General features: G+C 61.3%; 12 protein-coding genes. 7 read left to right on the top strand and 5 right to left on the bottom strand.

Annotated elements, in window-relative coordinates; translation table 11 throughout:
• The first annotated feature begins 3 nt into the window (after window positions 1–3).
• Complete coding sequence (locus CS919_RS01965) at window positions 4–297, top strand: mycothiol system anti-sigma-R factor (protein WP_143341738.1); 294 nt, start codon at window positions 4–6, stop codon at window positions 295–297.
• 170 nt (window positions 298–467) lie between these two features.
• On the opposite strand, the gene CS919_RS11015 is transcribed toward CS919_RS01965, so the two are convergent.
• The 3 genes from CS919_RS11015 to CS919_RS01950 all read right to left on the bottom strand — a co-directional run bounded on the left by CS919_RS11015 (window position 468) and on the right by CS919_RS01950 (window position 2,424).
• Window positions 468–542 (bottom strand): 50S ribosomal protein bL37, encoded by a 75-nt coding sequence (locus CS919_RS11015; RefSeq protein WP_099298023.1) that lies wholly within the window; start codon window positions 540–542, stop codon window positions 468–470.
• A 123-nt stretch (window positions 543–665) separates the two neighbouring features.
• Window positions 666–932, bottom strand: a complete 267-nt coding sequence (locus CS919_RS01955) for a WhiB family transcriptional regulator (RefSeq protein ID WP_099297746.1) — start codon at window positions 930–932, stop codon at window positions 666–668.
• A 490-nt stretch (window positions 933–1,422) separates the two neighbouring features.
• Window positions 1,423–2,424, bottom strand: coding sequence for a diacylglycerol/lipid kinase family protein (locus tag CS919_RS01950; RefSeq protein WP_234990780.1), 1,002 nt, complete (start codon window positions 2,422–2,424; stop codon window positions 1,423–1,425).
• 62 nt (window positions 2,425–2,486) lie between these two features.
• On the opposite strand from CS919_RS01950, the gene CS919_RS01945 reads away from it, so the two are divergent.
• Window positions 2,487–2,945 (top strand): hypothetical protein, encoded by a 459-nt coding sequence (locus tag CS919_RS01945; protein WP_234990746.1) that lies wholly within the window; start codon window positions 2,487–2,489, stop codon window positions 2,943–2,945.
• On the opposite strand, the gene CS919_RS01940 is transcribed toward CS919_RS01945, so the two are convergent.
• On the bottom strand, window positions 2,942–4,210 hold the full coding sequence (locus tag CS919_RS01940; protein WP_099297742.1) for an Rv3212 family protein: 1,269 nt from the start codon (window positions 4,208–4,210) through the stop codon (window positions 2,942–2,944). The genes CS919_RS01945 and CS919_RS01940 overlap by 4 nt on opposite strands.
• Window positions 4,207–5,502, bottom strand: coding sequence for a DEAD/DEAH box helicase (locus CS919_RS01935; protein ID WP_234990745.1), 1,296 nt, complete (start codon window positions 5,500–5,502; stop codon window positions 4,207–4,209). The genes CS919_RS01940 and CS919_RS01935 overlap by 4 nt, the downstream gene beginning before the upstream one ends.
• An 86-nt stretch (window positions 5,503–5,588) precedes the next feature.
• On the opposite strand from CS919_RS01935, the gene CS919_RS01930 reads away from it, so the two are divergent.
• The 5 genes from CS919_RS01930 to CS919_RS01910 are packed head-to-tail and all read left to right on the top strand — an operon-like array spanning window position 5,589 to window position 14,760.
• Window positions 5,589–5,816, top strand: a complete 228-nt coding sequence (locus CS919_RS01930; RefSeq protein WP_099297738.1) for a DUF3107 domain-containing protein — start codon at window positions 5,589–5,591, stop codon at window positions 5,814–5,816.
• A 34-nt stretch (window positions 5,817–5,850) separates the two neighbouring features.
• Window positions 5,851–6,879 (top strand): DUF3152 domain-containing protein, encoded by a 1,029-nt coding sequence (locus CS919_RS01925; RefSeq protein ID WP_099297736.1) that lies wholly within the window; start codon window positions 5,851–5,853, stop codon window positions 6,877–6,879.
• Window positions 6,876–7,883, top strand: coding sequence for a TIGR02569 family protein (locus tag CS919_RS01920; protein WP_099297734.1), 1,008 nt, complete (start codon window positions 6,876–6,878; stop codon window positions 7,881–7,883). Before CS919_RS01925 ends, CS919_RS01920 begins: the two co-directional genes overlap by 4 nt.
• 41 nt (window positions 7,884–7,924) lie before the next feature.
• The gene (locus CS919_RS01915; protein WP_099297732.1) at window positions 7,925–11,248 is read left to right on the top strand and encodes an ATP-dependent helicase; all 3,324 of its coding nucleotides are present in this window, start codon (window positions 7,925–7,927) and stop codon (window positions 11,246–11,248) included.
• Window positions 11,245–14,760, top strand: a complete 3,516-nt coding sequence (locus tag CS919_RS01910) for an ATP-dependent helicase (RefSeq protein WP_200818323.1) — start codon at window positions 11,245–11,247, stop codon at window positions 14,758–14,760. Before CS919_RS01915 ends, CS919_RS01910 begins: the two co-directional genes overlap by 4 nt.
• Window positions 14,761–14,766: the final 6 nt, after the last annotated feature.

Here is a 14,766-nt window from a genome sequence, read left to right as displayed (position 1 = left end):
CCAATGAATTCTCAACCACAGAATCACATGCGTCACCTCGACGGATGTCAAGGGCTGGTCAACTCCATGTATGGAGAAGCCGACGGCGAATGTATCGATGGCAACTGCGTGGAAACGCAGATGCGACTGATTGAACAGCACGTCAAGGAGTGTCCGCGATGTCTGGAGTTGCTCAGCGCGGAACAGAAGGTTCAGGACCTGCTCCGTCAGCGCTGTGGGCAGCAGGCACCACAGGAGCTGAAGACCAAGATTGTCCGCCAGCTGCGAGTCACCTATACCGAGGTGCGCCACGGATAGCTCGTTGACTTTTGGTCTGGGGCTGGGGGTCGGAGCTATTGGAATTCCTGCTACGGCGAGTTCAAATAAGTGACTAGATGAACGAGCGGACCAGTGCCTTTTCCAAGTGAAAAGTACTGGCCCGCTCGCTGTGTGCAAGAAGATTGTGCGGTGTTTATTCCCGCACAGGCTTAGCTGTTTGGACGACGTCCGTGGTTAGCCTTCTTCTTACGGCGATCCTTGCGCTTGCGGCCACGCTTGCTCATCGTGTGCTCCTTTACGAACCTGGCGGGACAAAATAATTAACCGCCCTAGCTTATCCAACGAGGGCGGTTCGCAACAAAATGCTGCGTCGGTGTGAGGCCGATGAAGGGTTTAACCCAGAAGGGCTAAACGGTAGCGCGGGTGCGCTGGCGGGTACGGCCGCGGTTGGTGCGACGCTTCAGAGCGCGACGCTCGTCCTCGGACATGCCGCCCCAGACTCCGGCGTCCTGGCCGGAGCTGATTGCCCAAGCGAGGCACTCAGAGGTGACAGGGCAGCGGTTGCAGACCAGCTTGGCCTGGGCGATCTGAGCCAGTGCGGGGCCGGAGTTGCCTACTGGGAAGAACAGCTCAGGGTCCTCGTCGCGGCAAACTGCTTTGTGGCGCCAATCCATGATGATTTCCTTTCGTCAACGGAATGCATGCCCGGAACTGTGAATAGTCCGTGGGCGAAAATGTGTGGAGGTAGTCGGGTCCTTTTCGCAACGGCTGTTGTTCGGTGCGTCAGAGCGCACTGAACCAAGGCTGATCTCACATCGAGTGTGAAAACAGACCTAAAAAGCCCTTGTTGAAGGGGGTGTTTCGTCGTTAGTTGTGGCGAAGTGGCGTGCTAGACCTGCGTGCTGCGAGGTAGCGGCGACTTCTCGCCAAGATGAAGAGTGCGCTGCGCTCGGTAGAAAACTCTCCGGTAGTTATTAACCTTGCGTAAACCTGGCGTACCCTTCGCGGTTACTTGAGAAATCATGACATGAATTCTCAGCCGTGGCTAGGGCTAACACCCTAAATGTGACGAGTATCACATAAAGTTGATTTGCTTCCGTAGCAGTGACCCTTGTATCGGAGTCCTATCGGCAGGGAAACCACTTGCGCGTTCACCGCAAGAACCTAGCGGGGGCTGAGAATCTCCATGGCATCTGGAATGAACTTCAACCCCACGGCCGAATACGATCCCTTGTACTCGCCGTCCACTTGGAAATCGCGCTCTTCATCCAACCGGATTTCTACGCTGGTGGCATTGGATACGGTCTCGACCTGGCGGGACATTAGCCTGCGCAACATCGGGTTAATCAACCCGCCGAGTGCTAACAGCGCGCGCCACCCATCGCGATTCTTCAGCGTGAATACGGAAAAGCCGCGTTCCATCGAGCCTTCCTTGACGATGCGCACTGGAAACGGCCCCAGATATGTCCATGGATCTGTATGGGACACGAAGGCGAGGGGAGAGTTGTGAACCTCCATCGGCCCGTCCTTGGCTTCAGCCTTGACGTGGATGGATGGAGTGCCCGCCGAGCTCGACGTACTGGAGAACCAGGTCTGCACGGACACCAGCACGTAGCGCAACGGTGAGGCAGACAGGCCCAGCTCACGTCGCTTTTCCATCTCGTGGATGACTTCTGCATCGATGCCCAGCCCCACGTTCACGGCGAACCACCGGTGGGCACGCGGGGTGTTCTGTTCCAGATCCGCCCATGCGCCCAGGGGCACCGTGCGGCGTTGGTTGTTCTTCAGGGCTTGCGCCAACTGGCGCACCGCCACGTCTGGGCTGGGAGCGTATCCCACGGAGCGAGCAAAGACGTTCGCGCTGCCGGTGGGGATGATTCCCAGGGCGGGGAGGTTGCTGGTCAGCACGCTGTGGGCTGCCCGGTCGGGATCATCCGTGGGCTCGTCCAACAGGCCGTTGATGACCTCGCTGACAGTGCCATCGCCGCCGATGCAGATCACCGCGTCAAAGCCCTGAGTGCGCGCCCTGCGAGCGAGCTCTTCGGCGTGCCCGGCATAGCGGGTGAACTGCGAAAGGATGTGCAGATCCGGAATAGACCGCAACGTTGGGATAATAGACGCCAACTTGCTCTGCGTGATGCTTGTTGAGTTCGGATTCGATATCACTAGGACGTCCACTCGGCCTACCTTAGCAGCGGGTAAGACACCGCGGGTTAGACTTGATAACTATGAGTTCTCGGGATTCTGCGCCAAAGAAAAAGCAGGCGGAAACGCCACAACAGACCTCCGCTGCACCTTTTGCCCCGCCGGTGGTTCGCTACGCCGGCATCTTGGGCATGCTGCAGGGCGCGGCAGGCCTGGCTTTCGCTGCATTCTTGGTGTTCCGCGAGGCCACTGGTTTCCACGATCCGGGTGCCGTGATCTCCGGTTATGGCACCGCAGTGTGGTTCGTGATCATTTTCGGCGCAGTGCTCATCGCCGGGTGGTTCCTGTTCTCCGGCAAGAAGTGGGGCCGCGGTCCCGTGGTTATGTTGCAGCTTTGTTTGCTCGGCGTGACGTATTACATGTTCACCTCTGGCCGCCCCGAGCTGGCCATTCCCACCGGCGTGATGTGCGTGGTGGGCCTAGCCCTGTTGTTTAACCCCGTTGCCGTGCACTGGGCAGCCACCCGATACAACGAGCGTTAACCAATCAACCCCACCAGCTGCGTTCCCCGCTGTTCCACGATCTGCCCGTGACTGACGCGTAACGTCACCTCGCCGGTGTAGCCACCCCGGTCCACGCGAATTGTGCGTTGGGTTTTTCCACTGGCGGGATCCACCTCCGCGATGCCCTCCGGAACCGGAACTAGCAGTGATCCTTCGTAGAGTGCGCCCGTTCCGATAGCCGATTCGACGTGCTGAAACGTATTCAGGTTGTTCAGGTTGAAGATGGTGAGCCGTTGGCCATCAAACCAGGTGTGCAGCAATCCTTGGGTGTAGGTGCGGGGTTGATGTAGATCCTTTTCGACGCCAACACTGGCCTCCTCCGGGAATCCCTTTGCCTCTGGGGTGGGGATCGTGTGGAAGGTGCCGGACTCGTCCAGAATCTGGATGCGGGAGCCATCCTGCTCACTAGCCGGGATGTAAATGGCTCCCTGATCACCGCTGACCCCGATGAGCTCCGCGCCAGCAGGAACGGTGAACTCGTGGATGGTTTCGGGCGCGTCCGATTCTTCTGGAGTGGCCTTGAGGAAGCGGATGAGCTTCTTGTTGGGGTCTCCACAGTTTTGAGCGGTGACCAGCAAGTCGTCGTGCGTGAGGGCGGAGGTGAAACGGCATTCCGTATGAGATTGTTGATCCGGCTGGTGGGGTGCTTCCTGCTGGCCTACCTCTACCGTGCGCACTAGATCGCTGCGCCACAGTTCAACCCGTTGGGGGGACAGGGTGCCTGCGCGGTTGTTGCCTTGCAGGGTTTCCACGTCTTCCGCGGCCAAAGCATCGCGCGTGTACGCGTACTGACCAGTAGTGATATCAAAGGAGATCGCCTCGCCGCAGCCCTTAGGGCCGCGGAAAGTGACCACGAGGGTGCTCCATTTTTCTGGCTGGGAGAGGCCACAGATCTGCCGGTGCTGATCGTAGTGCCAGACCTCTTTGCCACTGGACGCATCGTGCATGCTCACGCGGGTGCCCTGCACGCTCACTACTCCTCCGTCTGTGGCGATCAGGCGCGAGGACTCGCCCGTACCCGTCCACGAGGTGTGCAACTCATCGGGTAGAGCCGTGACCTGCGAGCCCGCGGCGGTGACGGACTTCGCGTCTGGCAAGGGCCGCTCAGCGACCTGGTGATCTACCTTGTGTTGCTGGGAAGTCAGCCAGGTGCCGGCAACGATGACGATGACCGCAAGCAGTATGCAGCCAGCGACGAGCAGATCTGTGCGCGTGCGCTGTTCCGGGGGCGGCAGAAACTTCATGATCGGCGAGTGCGAACCTTGCCCGAGCTCTGCACTCGACGTGGAGACCCCACGCGGTCGTCCACGTCATCCGGCAGACCGAATGTGGAGAGGAACTCGGGAGACGAGCTAAACCACTGCGGTGGCTCAGGCTGACCCAAGTTCAGTGCTTCGTCGATTGCCTTCCATCGCAGCACCTCATCCCACCCCAGCAGGGTGACGGCGATGCCGGTGCGCCCCGCGCGCCCCGTGCGGCCGATGCGGTGGACGTAGGTTCGCTCGTCGTCCGGAACCTGATAGTTGATCACGTGAGTGACATCGTCGATATCAATGCCGCGAGCTGCGACATCCGTGGCGACGATGACATCCACCGTGCCGGAACGGAAAGCCGCCAAGGCCTCCTCGCGTTCGGGCTGCTTCATGTCTCCGTGCACAGCGCCAACCTTGAAGCCCAAATTCGCGAGGTCTTCAGCAATGCTGGCGGTCATGCGCTTGGTACGGGCAAACACGATGGTCCGTCCCCGATCCGGGGTTTGCAGAATCCGGGCCAGCGCGGACATCCGATCCATCTTGTGTGACTGGAAAATAATCTGCTGTGTGCTGGCGTGGGTGGCATCCGCTGCAGCGTCATCAGCCTGAACCATCACCGGTTGCTTCATGAATTGGCGCGTCAAAGCGGTGATGGGACCAGGCAGAGTCGCAGAAAACAGCATCGTCTGCCGCTGGTCGGAAGTCTGGGACAGGATCTCCTTCACATCATCCAAAAAGCCCTGATCCAGCATCTCATCCGCTTCATCCAGAACCACGATCTCTACCCCGGATAGGTCCAAGAAGCCCTGACGGTGCAGATCTAGCAATCGGCCCGGAGTGCCGATCACCACGTCCGCGCCCGAGGCAAGAGCATCGGTCTGCGCGGCAAACGGCACGCCACCGTAGATGGCTAGCACGTTCAACGCGCGATCGTCCAACTTGAGGTACGTGGCTGCGGTGCGCAGATCGTCGGTCACCTGCAGGCACAACTCTCGGGTAGGGACAACCACCAAGGCACGGACAGAACCGTCGGGGGCGGTGAGGTTGGCGTCGTCAAAAACCCGATCCAACAAAGGAACACCGAACCCATACGTCTTGCCCATGCCCGTGCGAGCCTGACCAATCAAGTCCGCGCCCTTCAACGCAAGAGGAAGTGTGTACTCCTGAATGGCAAAAGCGTGCGTGATGCCACGGTGAGCCAGAGCTTCGACGATCTCTGCGGCAACACCCAGCTCCGAAAATGATCGACCGGGTTGCTTATTTACTGCCACAGCTGTGCTCACGCCCTCTCCAGAGATCTATTATTCCATGCGGTTATGATGGTCACATTACTGCACGTCTCAATAATTAGTTAGGACGCTTTAACGCCATGCAGATCAAGATCGGATTCACCCACAACAACCGCGAGCTGCAGATTGTCAGCGAGCGCAACCACGACGAAGTACTGGCCGAGGTGCGCGAATTCCTGCAGGATTCCACCCCCACCCGCGTGCTGGAGCTGGAAACTAACAAGGGAGATCGCCACTTGGTTCTCCGCGAGCACGTCGCCTATGTTGAGGTGGGAACGGCCGCTAAGGGCACCGTCGGATTCCTCTGATCCGGCGCAATAAACGAGGGACACGCAGGTACTCATGAACCAACCAACTCCGCAGCCACCGCGGTGGGAACGTTTCGACATTCCCGCACCGGTGCGCAGCAACGGGGGACATGGGCATCATCGCAGTCCCGAGCCTAAAACCGGCGGTCGCGTGCAGCGCTGGCAGTTGGTTGCACTGGCAGTGGTGGTTGTGGTCACGTTTTTGGTGTTCGTCAGCGCTCTGAGTGCGGATTCGGAATCGCCGGACCAGCAGCAGGCGGCATCTACGGCCACGCAGGATGGCACGCAGGATGGCGCGCAAGACGAAAATTCACGCGGAGAAGGTCCCGTACCGGGGGAGGGCTACCAGGGCGAATTCGCAACGGGCGAGCTGCCACCAGGTGGTCCGTATGCGGAGAAGGGCTCCGATAAATACCAGGTAGTTGGCCAGCCCAGCCCCAAGGTGGGCGAAGGCCGCAAGGATCATTACACCTACGTGGTGGAGGTGGAAGACACCGTGGATGCCTCGCGCTCTGGAGGTGGGGATGCCTTCGCCGCGATGGTAGATGCCACCTTGTCTAACCCGAAGTCCTGGATCGGGGACAAAGACATCTCCTTTGAACACGTCGATGAATCCGCGCTTCCCGAAGGCGAAGAGCCGGATCTACGCATCCAGCTGACCAGCACCGAAACTACCCACGACGTCTGCGGTTTCACCTATCGCTTGGAAACTAGCTGCAACATGCCCATCGGCAACCGCGTGGTGATTAATGACGCACGGTGGATGCGCGGCGCTCTGCCGTTCGACGGTGACCTGGGCAGCTACCGCCAGTACGTCATCAACCACGAGGTGGGGCACGGCATCGGTTACGCCGCTCACCAGGGTTGCCACGCAGATGGCGCGCTGGCTCCCGTGATGATGCAGCAGACGCTGAGCCTGAATAACGGCGTGTTGCATGACATCAACCCCGAGGGAACTTACGGTCAAGGGGATGCGACCTGCCGGGCCAACCCATGGCCATATCCCACCGGCGGTCCAGAACCCGATACTGAGACTGAAAACGGAATACGGAACGATTCATGAGCGCTTCGCCTCCCACGCATATCCTGACGAGTTTTCAGGTGCCCGCAGCTCGGCCCGTACAACTGGATTCCGTGTGGAGTGGAGGTTGGCGCTGCGATAGGGCAGTGATCAGCCGTGCCGACGAGCCCGCGCGTGCTGCGTGGATTGCCAAGATGATGGCGAAGATGCGTCCGGCGGGGGTGAGCGTGTCTCGTCCGATCGTGTCCTCCGACGGCCGTTTTAGCGTGTCCGGTTGGCGGGCGCGGACGTTCTTGAGCGGCCACCGAGCGCCGCGTTTCGATGAGATGGCCACCGCCGCCTTGCGCATTGGCGAGGCCCTGCGCGGCGAAGAGCGTCCTACGGTGTTGGCGCCGCCGACGCTGACTGGCGCGTGGGAGGAGAACGAGATTTTCGCAGCGGCCGAGCAGGCGGCGTTCTCCGAGGATCCGTCGGTGTGGCTGAGTGCCGGTTTGGATCCGGATTCCGTGCCGCGTCCGGATATTGCCCAGGCGCTAGGCAAGGCCGCCGAGCTCTCTCACCTGCGCGGCGAGCTGACCGAACCGGATCAGCTGGTGCACGGCGATGTGTTGGGTTGCATAATCTTCGATGGCACCGCGGATCCCGTGTTGACGGACTTCGTGCCCACCTTCCGGCCCGCTGGGTGGCCGGTTGCTCTTCTTATTGTCGACGCCATGGCGTGGGCCAATGGACCTGATGCCTTGCTGCAAAGGTGGGCGCACATTCCGGGATTCGATGAGCTGGTTGTCCGCGCGGTGCTCTACCGCGTGCTGCTGCATATTTTCCTTCCGAACTCCCGCCCCGAGGCGTGGCGTGGTTTGGCTCGCGTGGCTGATGTGGTGGCGGGGCAGCGCAAACGCGCGATGGAGTCCGCTGGGGAAGCTGGCGCTGAGTCTGGGGAAGACTCTGGTTCTGATTCTGATTCAAGTTCTGACTCTGACGCGGCGGACGCTGAGGCTGGTTCGAACGCTAACTCCCGCTCCGGTTCCGGCTCCGAAGCCGAGTAATTCGCCTGCTGTTGTCTCGGGCAGATGAGACACTAGGGAACATGAACAGTCAGGAAGAATCTTCGGTGCGTTTGGACGCCCCAGATCAGCGCATCGGTGCTACTGCGCAACCGCAGGTGGTGCTGGATTGGGGTACGCGGTCCACACGAGAAAAGCGAACCTGGGAGGGGCTTTCCGCCGCCGTTATTGCTGGTGACGATGCGATTTCTTATGAGCATCCCTACGCGGTCCTGGGCGGTCCTGGCACCGGCAAGACCAGCTTATTGGTGGATGCCGCGGTGCAGTTCCTGGTTCAGGGCGGCAGCGCGGAAGAAGTGATGTTCGTGACTGCCTCCAAGGAATCCGCCACGCGAATCAAGAACGAGATATTCGAACGCGTAAGCGATATTAACCAATACGCTGCTACGGGCGCGCCCGTACGCAGCGTGCACTCCTGGGCCTTCGCCGTCTACCGGGCCATTCGCCAACAACAGAGGCAGAACTCACCCCGGCTGATCACCGGTGCAGAACACGATGCGCAGCTGCGGATCTTGTTGAAGGGAGAAGTGGAGGACGGCGCCAGCGGATGGCCCGCAGACATGGTGCCCGCGCTGACATACGTGGGGTTCGCCCGTCAGCTCAGGGATCTGATCCTGCGCGCCACGGAACGCGGGGTCAGCGCAGAGCAGCTCGAGGAATTGGGCGTGCAGTACTCCCGCCCGATGTGGGAAGCAGCCGGTCAGTTCTTGCGGCGCTACGAGCAGCTCCAGCGCCTGAGCGAGTCCGATAACCTCAACGCCTCGGAGCTGGTGCACACCGTGGTCCGCGCGATGAGCACGGAAGAGGCCGGGCAGCAGATGGCGGAGACTTTGCGCCAACGGCTGCAGCTGGTGTTGGTGGATGACGCGCACAATATTGATCCCGCTGCCGCGCAGTTTGTGGAATCCCTCATCGCGCCGGGAACCCGGGCTCTGATTGCGGGCGACCCTGACCAGTGCGTATTCCACTTCCGCGGTGCGGACGAGGCTTTTCTCAACCGCCATGCGGTGCGCGATGATTTCCGCATCGTGCTCAGCTCGTCGCACCGAGTGGGACAAAAGCAGGTCCAGGCAGTGCAGTCCTTGCTCACACACCTGCCACACCATCCGGCGCGCATGCCGCTGCGCGTGAGTTCACAAAGCCAGCAACGTGCTCAACTGGAGGTGATCCGCGCGGGCTCAGCTACGGCAGAGAAGCTGCATGTTGCAGATGCAGTGCGGCGCGCTCACCTCACGGATGGTGTCCCGTGGGAGGATATTGCGGTGATCGTGCGTGGAGTGGGTCAGATTGCGGGTTTGCGTCGGACATTGCTCTCCCACGGCGTGCCCATCAAGGTCGACCCCACCTCGGTGGTGCTGGCCGAGCAACCGCTGGTGGCCATGTTGATGCTGGCGGTCGAGGCGGCCTACCGAGAGCTGACAGCGGCCGAAACGCGCCAGCTGCTGGAATCTTCCGTGGGCGGGGCGGATCCCGTGACCCTGCGCAAGCTGCACCGGGCACTCAGCCGAGCCATTGCGCACATCCGCACTCGCGGCGGGGACTTGCCCACGCGCAACGGCGGAGTTCCCTACCAATCCGCAGACTGCCTCGCCGCGCTGGTCGCAGGCACGGCCACCGCCCAGCAGCGCGAAGACTGGACGCAGTTCATGGGACCGGTGGAACTGACCGTGCTCAACCACGTGGTGGAGGTCGTTGCCGCAGGGCGGGAAGTGTATGCGGACAACCCTCGGGCGGTAGAGACTGTGCTGTGGAAGATTTGGCAGGCCACGGGCTTGGCAACTCGGCTGCAGACCCATGCGTTGCGCGGCGGCACCGTGGGTTCCCAGGCGGATCAAAACCTCGATGCCGTGATGAGTCTGTTTGACCTCGCGGGCGATTTCGCTGAGCGCAATCCACAAGCCAGCCTGCGCACGTTCGTGGAGGAGGTGCGCGCCCAGGAGCTGCCCACGGGCACACGCGATCGCAGCAGCGGAGACACGCATGCCGTGGAGATCCTGCCTGCTCACGCGGCCACGGGAAGGCAGTGGAAGGTCGTGGTTGTGGCCGGAGTGCAGGAAGATCTGTGGCCAGCTGGACCTACCGTTGGTGGCCTGTTCGGCCAGCTGGAGCTGGTGGACCTGCTGGATCGGGGCATCACGCCGGATACTATCGTTTCGCGCATTGGGCCCGCCGTGGAGGAGGAGCGCAGGCTGTTTGTGGTGGCTCTTAGCCGCGCCAGCCAGCTCTGTGTGATCACTGCGGTGGACAGCGCGGGCGAGGAAGGCACCACGCCGTCGCGTTTCCTCGACGAGATCGCCTCCGCCACTCAGCAGGACACCGCATCTATCGAGGATGTCTCCAGCGAGGCTTCCCTCGAGATCCAGGACGCGGAGCCAACGATTCCTCGGGTCATGGCGATTGAGCCCCTCATCGCCGAGTTGCGTGACGCCCTCGTTGATTCCCGACGCCAACTCGCCGACCGCCTCGATGCCGCCCGCAACCTCGCCAAGCTGGCCCGCGCCCACGTGTTCGGCGCGGATCCCTCCCAGTGGTGGGGCATTGCAGAGCCTTCCACCTCTGACCGCCTCGTGGACCGCGAAGGCCGCATTCGCCTCAGCCCATCCCGATTGGTCGCCATTGAAAAGTGCTCGCTCAGCGCGTTTTTCGACCGCCATCGCGGCGTGGAATCTGATTCAGAAGCCCAGCGCGTGGGCAACGCGATCCATGCCATCGCGGAGGCGATTGTCGCCGGGCTCAGCGAAGAGGATGCGGTCAGGGCAGGCGAGAGCATCGTCGCGCTGGTCGCGGACGGTCCAGAGTTCCACCGCGCCAATACCATCGAGCGCTGGCGCACAGGTGTGGCCAAGTTGCACCGGTTCATCACTTCCAGGATGTTCGCTGCGGATGGGGCAGAGGTGGCGTCGGAAAAAATGCTCCAGATACCACTGGGCCAGCTGACGGACGGCACGGAGGTGGTGCTCAACGGACGCATCGACCTCATGATCACCGACGCATCCGGCTCCACGATGGTCTTCGATTTCAAGACCGCCAAGAACGCCCCGTCTGCAAAGGAGGCAGGGGAAAGCCCGCAGCTGTCCGCATACCAATTCATGGTGATGCACACCGAAGGGCTGCACAACAACGGCGCGGCGCTGGTGTTCCCTGGGACGAAGAAGGACGAGGCCGAAACACGGCAGCAGGAACCACTGACCGAAGAACAACTGCAGCTCTACGGCGTGCACCTGATGGATGTGGCGGATAAAGCCGCAGGTCCACGATTCGCCGCCACCCCAGGAATCCACTGCGATCACTGCGAATTCGCTGCCTCCTGCCCCGCACAGCCGAACGGAAGGATGGTGGTCTCATGAACGCCACACATCAATCATCCACGCTGGACCCGAACCGGCACATCTTCAGTCCCACAGAGCTCTCGGAACTGTTGGGGCAGAAGTTTCCGCCCACGCAGCAACAAGCAGCGGTGATCGGGGCACCTCCGCAGGGAACCACGCTGGTGACCGCAGGTGCGGGTGCCGGTAAAACCGAAACCATGGCCGCGCGCGTGGTGTGGCTGGTGGCCAACGGCTATGTGCTGCCCGAACAAGTGCTGGGCCTGACCTTTACCAAGAAAGCGGCGAGCGAGCTGGGCATGCGCATTCGCACGCGATTGTCCACGCTGGCCCGCAGTGCCTTCCTCGACCGCCTGGATGCAGGCGACCCGCGCCGGGAGACGCTGAAGAATATCTCGCCTGCCGTGTCCACGTATGATTCCTACGCGGGCACGATAGTGCGCGAATACGGACTGTTGATCCCGATTGAACCGAGCAGTCGCATCATCACGCAGGCAGAGCGGTGGATGATCGCCTGGGACGTGGTGGTCAACTGGACCGGCGAGCTGGGAACCTCGCGCCGGGTGATTGACTTGGTCAGCGACGTACAAGCCTTGTCTGACGAGATGGATAACCACCTGGTGACTGTGGATGACCTGGTTTCCACCACCAAGCTGGCCATCCAGGGGCTGGAGGAACTGCCGAAGTACCGCGGAAAGTGGAGCGCGGACAACCAGAAGTTCTACGACGCGCAAAATGCGCGCTTGGACGTGTTGCCATTGGTGGAGGCCTTCCGCGCGCGCATGCAGGAACTGCAGGTGATGTCTTTCGGCCAGCAGATGTCCAAGGCCGCCGAATTGGTGGACAAGCACTCCCGAGTCGGAGTGGAGCAGCGACGTCGCTTCCGCGTGGTGTTGCTGGATGAGTACCAAGACACAGGCCATGCGCAGCGCGTGATGCTGCGCAATCTGTTCGGTCAGGGCGCAGACCTAGAGCTGTCTGTGACGGCGGTGGGTGATCCGATGCAGTCCATCTACATGTTCCGTGGCGCCACGGCCTCGAACTTGGAGAAGTTCCGCACCGACTTCCCGCTGGGAAACGGCCAACAGGCGAACAAGTTGGAGCTAACCACCTCCTGGAGGAATCCCTCCGGTGTGCTGGAACTGGCGAACGAAGTGGCCGGGTGGTCCATGGATACGGGACGGATTGTGTCTCCGCTGCAACCCCGCCCGGGTGCCGATCGCGGCGTGATTTCCTTGGCGTTCTACGGACGTGAGGACGAAGAAATCGCTTGGCTGGCGGACCAGCTGGCCCAGCATTGGGAGCACCATCAGCGCGGCGATAGGAAGAAGCCATTTTCTGCTGCTGTGCTTGTCACCCGGAACAAGATGGCGTTGCCAATTTATGAGGCGCTGCGGGAGCGGGGAGTTCCAGCAGAGATGACCGCAGGGCCGGGGCTGCTAGATCTTCCTGAGGTTGCGGATGTCTACGCCACCCTGCGGGTGGTGGTGGATCCGGAAGACGATGCCGCCATGATGCGTCTGCTGACTGGTCCCCGAATCAACCTAGGTGCTGCGGACATCGCGGTGCTTTCACAGCGAGCCCAGCATCTGCGTAGGCGAGCGACCAATGACGAAAGCGCTAGCGGTTCGTCCCAACGAGCCGGGGACAACCCGTTGCCCGCCGACCTTCCCGAAAGTCTGCGTGCCGCGCTGGCTGAGACCATTCCCGATCCCAACGAACAAACCGTGGGACTGGCAGATGCTCTGGCGGATTTCCACGATGCCGAGGACCGTGGCATGAGCGCGGAGGGGGCACGCCGGATCGAGCAACTGTCACAGGAGCTGGGGCAGCTGCGCAGACACAGTCTTCCAAAGACCCTGCCGGACCTGGTGGCCGATATCGAAAAGATGATTGGTATCCGCACCGAGGTGATGACCAGGTGGTTCCGTGACCAGGAAACGTCCATCGGCACTAGCCACTTGGATAAGTTCGCGGACGTGGTGCGCGAGTTCTCCAACCTGCCGAACGCAAGCGCCAGTGCGCTGGTGGATTTCTTGCGTGCCGCTCACGAAGAAGAGGGAGGACTGGAGCCGGGCGAGGTGCAGAAGAAGCTCAATACCGTGCAGATCCTGACCGTGCACAAATCCAAAGGCCTGGAGTGGGACATCGTGGCAGTGCCTTTTGCCACGCGCAACTACTACGCGGATGCCTCCCGGCCCAGCGCCGAGTCTTCCTGGACCCAGGTATTCTCCCGCATTCCTACGGAGCTGCGCGGAGATTCCGAACCGGACCCCGCTACGGGGCGCAGCCTGCCCATTTTTGAGCCACCCGAAGATGGCAAGAGCTCGGATCACAACAAGGCGGTTCAAGCGTTCAAACACGAGCTGAACCAGTACGCGTCCAAGGAATCTGACCGCGTGTTCTACGTGGCAATCACCCGCACTGAGCGCGTGCTGTTGGCCAGTGGCTCCGCGTACAGTCCAGCCCGTACCCAAGCTGTGGATCCTGCCGTGGTGTTTAAGCTGCTGATGAACGCTGCGCGTCCCCATGAAGTGGCACACCAGTCCGACGTAGGCATGGTCTACCCCAAGAAGTTCTATGACGCGCTAGAAAAAGGCACATTGAGCAGGGAAGATGAGCTGCTCTATCCCAGTCCAGAAGTCAATGACCAGCGCCGAGAGCGCAACGCGGAATGGGCCGAGCGCATCAATTCCGGCGAGTTCGCACCAGCCACACAACCCGGCGGCAACGTATGGCCCCGAGCTCTGAGTATCACGGCAGAACTTCGCGATGCAGCCAAGGACGTTGCTGCGGTGAGCGCTGAGCAAGACACACAACCCGCGCGCACCGCGTGGGATATGGAAACCGATGCGCTCATCGAGGAGTTCCAGCAGCGCGGGGCACCCCAAGTTCGCGTCGAACTTGGGACTAGGCTCACCGCGACAGAAGCAGTGGCGCTCCGCAGGGATGAGCACGAGTATGCGAAACGTCGGCGTCGACCAATCCCACTAGAACCCAAGCCCTACGCCAAGCGCGGCACGGCGTTCCACAACTGGGTCGAACAGCGCTACGAACACTCCAGCCTGCTCGATGAAGACCAACTGCCCGGCGCCTCGGATGCCACCCTCACTGACCCGGAACTGGAGCGGCTCAAGGAAGCATTCCTGGCCAGCACCTGGGCCAACAAGCAGCCGTACAGCGTGGAGGGTGCGTACTCGGTCACTCTGGGCGGTCACGTTTACGAAGGTCGAATCGATGCCGTGTTCCACGAAGGCGAGGACATGGAACAGGGATGGATGGTCGTGGACTGGAAGACCGGCAGGAAGCCCACCGGGGAAGACATGCGCGCGGCAGAAATGCAGCTTGGCGTATACCGCTTGGCGTGGGCTAAAGTACTGTCCCGACAGCTGGGCGTGGACATACGCCCCGAAGCAGTGCGCGCGGCGTTCCACTACGTGAGGGCGAACGAGACCGTTGAACCGCGTACACTACCTTCAGCAGATCAGTTGCTCTCCGCAGCTGCATCGATGGACCACGAAAGCGGAAAGTAGGCGAGC

This window comes from Corynebacterium dentalis (assembly GCF_900232865.1).
Taxonomy (GTDB): Bacteria; Actinomycetota; Actinomycetes; order Mycobacteriales; family Mycobacteriaceae; genus Corynebacterium; species Corynebacterium dentalis.
This window is presented reverse-complemented; position numbering and strand designations above follow the sequence as displayed.

What these genes read in the sequence shown, in the direction of transcription:
- CS919_RS01965 (WP_143341738.1), top strand. Translation starts at nt 4, where the DNA reads ATGAATTCTCAACCACAGAATCACATGCGTCACCTCGACGGATGTCAA.
- CS919_RS01955 (WP_099297746.1), bottom strand. Translation starts at nt 932, where the DNA reads ATGGATTGGCGCCACAAAGCAGTTTGCCGCGACGAGGACCCTGAGCTG.
- CS919_RS01945 (WP_234990746.1), top strand. Translation starts at nt 2,487, where the DNA reads ATGAGTTCTCGGGATTCTGCGCCAAAGAAAAAGCAGGCGGAAACGCCA.
- CS919_RS01940 (WP_099297742.1), bottom strand. Translation starts at nt 4,210, where the DNA reads ATGAAGTTTCTGCCGCCCCCGGAACAGCGCACGCGCACAGATCTGCTC.
- CS919_RS01930 (WP_099297738.1), top strand. Translation starts at nt 5,589, where the DNA reads ATGCAGATCAAGATCGGATTCACCCACAACAACCGCGAGCTGCAGATT.
- CS919_RS01925 (WP_099297736.1), top strand. Translation starts at nt 5,851, where the DNA reads ATGAACCAACCAACTCCGCAGCCACCGCGGTGGGAACGTTTCGACATT.
- CS919_RS01920 (WP_099297734.1), top strand. Translation starts at nt 6,876, where the DNA reads ATGAGCGCTTCGCCTCCCACGCATATCCTGACGAGTTTTCAGGTGCCC.
- CS919_RS01915 (WP_099297732.1), top strand. Translation starts at nt 7,925, where the DNA reads ATGAACAGTCAGGAAGAATCTTCGGTGCGTTTGGACGCCCCAGATCAG.
- CS919_RS01910 (WP_200818323.1), top strand. Translation starts at nt 11,245, where the DNA reads ATGAACGCCACACATCAATCATCCACGCTGGACCCGAACCGGCACATC.